At 37.7% G+C, this 2,383-nt stretch carries 4 protein-coding genes; all 4 read right to left on the minus strand.

Annotation, left to right across the window (positions count from 1 at the left end; genetic code table 11):
• Nucleotides 1-158: 158 nt before the first annotated feature.
• Nucleotides 159-704: a hypothetical protein gene (locus AC52RT_RS04035; protein WP_495539560.1), complete on the minus strand. Its 546-nt coding sequence runs from the start codon at nt 702-704 to the stop codon at nt 159-161.
• On the minus strand, nt 701-1,174 hold the full coding sequence (locus AC52RT_RS04040) for a GNAT family N-acetyltransferase (RefSeq protein WP_495539561.1): 474 nt from the start codon (nt 1,172-1,174) through the stop codon (nt 701-703). Before AC52RT_RS04040 ends, AC52RT_RS04035 begins: the two co-directional genes overlap by 4 nt.
• A 29-nt stretch (nt 1,175-1,203) precedes the next feature.
• A complete protein-coding gene (locus AC52RT_RS04045) occupies nt 1,204-1,809 on the minus strand; it encodes an NUDIX hydrolase (protein WP_495539563.1) in 606 nt (201 codons plus the stop codon).
• A 98-nt stretch (nt 1,810-1,907) separates the two neighbouring features.
• On the minus strand, nt 1,908-2,383 hold a 476-nt coding region (locus AC52RT_RS04050; RefSeq protein WP_495539562.1), incomplete at its 5' end, for a phosphotransferase family protein.

Below are 2,383 nucleotides of genomic sequence, written 5' to 3' on the forward strand. Positions count from 1 at the left end.
CAAAAGCATCTCCACCGCCAAATAATAGAGAATAATGCTTACCATAATTGTTAAGAAAAAAATGCTTATGTATTTAGTCATTTAAGCTTTCATCAATGGTAGCGTTTCATGTCCAGCTGCCTTCAGAATGTCCTGATCTAAGTCCTTGATTGTAGTAGTCACTTACCCACCTTCTTCACACGTTTTATCCCGTAAAAGACAGCCAATCCAAATGCAATGATTAATAAACTAAGCATGATCCAAACAGGAGGTTCCCCCTCGTCACTCAAATTAAGTGTCACCTGCTCGGACGGTTCTTCCCCTTTTCCCAGTTCATCTATATCCTCACTTGCTGCCGATAAAAGGTCAGTCCGAGAGCATAACGAAACCTCAAGATGACCATCTGTTTCATTCGTATAAACAATATATTCTTTGCCATCCTCAAATTCATAACCACAGCTAGATGAACTATTCACTGTTTCGACGATAACTTGTGACTCGTTAAGTCCTTTCCATGATTCTTTCACTTCAAAAAGAATAAATTGTGTTCTGCCTTTTTCTAATTGGTCAATGACTTTTCCCGAGAAAACGGCTGAACTTTCTTCTAGTTCTTCTGTAGGAGATTTTGGCTCTACACATTTACAAGCATAACTAGTACTTGGAAACGCACATATGGTAAAACTAAATAACAATAAAATGACAAATGCAAGTTTTTGGATGTTCATATTAGTTCGGGAAAGAACTCCATTGGCTCTTTACATTGAATATATCCATTTTTCTGATAATAACCAGTACTTTCTTCACTAGGCCAAACGATAATAAATTCATAGTGTTCTTTTTTCACCCATTCATTGATCGTCGTAATTAACTTACTCCCTATCCCTCTGTTTCTGGCGTCTTTACTTGTATACACATTCGTCATATAAACAAACGGATGAGTGATCCTGCCCGGCCGCGGCACTTTATGTATCAATTCTAAATAGATATGTGAGACAATTTTTTCTTCTTCCTCAGCGACCCAAATAAACCAGTTGTTACTGCTGATTGCACTTTCTAAGAATTGTCGGCATTCCACGATAAATGATTGGTAATCGTTTCTTTTAAATGTATTGATTTCAAGATCTTCAAGGGTAAAGTCCCATCTCATTTGGATTAATTGATCAATATCCCTTATTTCAGCTAGTCTAATCTGCATCGTATACTCCCTTTTCTAGTAAACTAGGTTTAATCCAAATAAATCGGTTCATTCGGATTTTTTAAATACGTAAAAACCATTTCAATTTGTGATTTCGTATTCCTAGGCGTTGATAACGGAGGCAATAAATGCTCAGGGAAAAAGGCTACAGCATCTGTCTCGACACCAACAGTTGGTTGACCGCCAATAATTTCACATTGAATAAACAGTTTATAAATATGAGAAGCGGATGGTGGGTGCGGATGGCACTTTTTATCAAGTACCCCTAACAACTTGACAGCTTTAACATCAAATCCTGTTTCTTCCTTTACTTCTTTAACGGCTACTTCTTTTGGACTCAATCCAATGTCTGCCCAGCCGCCGGGTAATGACCATTTTCCATCGTGTTTTTCTCTCACCATTAGTAATTTTTGATCTTGAAAAACAATGGCTCTGATATCAACTTTTGGTGTAGCATATCCTGACTCGTTAGCAAATAGATCTTTTATTTGCTCCATGTCAACACCACTTTGTTCAGACATCATTTCCATACTAATTTTCCGAATCGCTTCAAACCGCTCCTTATCATAAACATCCTTTGAATAAGCCAACCCATTCTGTGCAATTGCTTGAAGTCTCTTTGCCCAATCCAGCATCTTTTCCAATGTCTCACCACCATTCATTTAATACCTAATTTTACCATACTCACACACAAAAGTTAGTTCGCTTTTTAAAAAATCGTGAGTCGTACGCATTAAAAGAACTCATATAACCCATTTGCAAAATAATCATAGACATCATGATCAATCATTTTCCCTCGGTAACCCTCAAAAAAAATCTGTTTATCTCTTTCACTTTCAAAAGCGTTTGGCTTAGGACGAATGGCTAAAGACACGTCGTACCTTGGATCTCCATAAGCACCGCCGCTCCAATCGATAACGCCTGTCACCATTCCATTACAGACTAAGACATTATCAATCGTAAAATCTCCGTGTATAAGCGATTGCTTAGCAACAGATGGGATCGTAGTTTGTATTTTCCCAAGTAAATCCTGTGTTCCATCTACCTCGTAATGCTCCAAATTAAATGCTGCTTGGATTAACATTTCTTCTAACCAGGATTGTTCATATTTTAGTTCTTCTGGACAAGGCGTGGCATGAATCTGATACAAAAGCTTACCAAAGTTAAAAATCATTTCTAAGTCGGAGGGCCAAGCGGTCTTAGGAAGAC

Source organism: Peribacillus sp. (assembly GCF_059453735.1).

Excerpts from the sequence above, each read along its gene's own strand:
- AC52RT_RS04035 (WP_495539560.1), bottom strand. The coding sequence starts at position 704 with ATGAACATCCAAAAACTTGCATTTGTCATTTTATTGTTATTTAGTTTT.
- AC52RT_RS04040 (WP_495539561.1), bottom strand. The coding sequence starts at position 1,174 with ATGCAGATTAGACTAGCTGAAATAAGGGATATTGATCAATTAATCCAA.
- AC52RT_RS04045 (WP_495539563.1), bottom strand. The coding sequence starts at position 1,809 with ATGCTGGATTGGGCAAAGAGACTTCAAGCAATTGCACAGAATGGGTTG.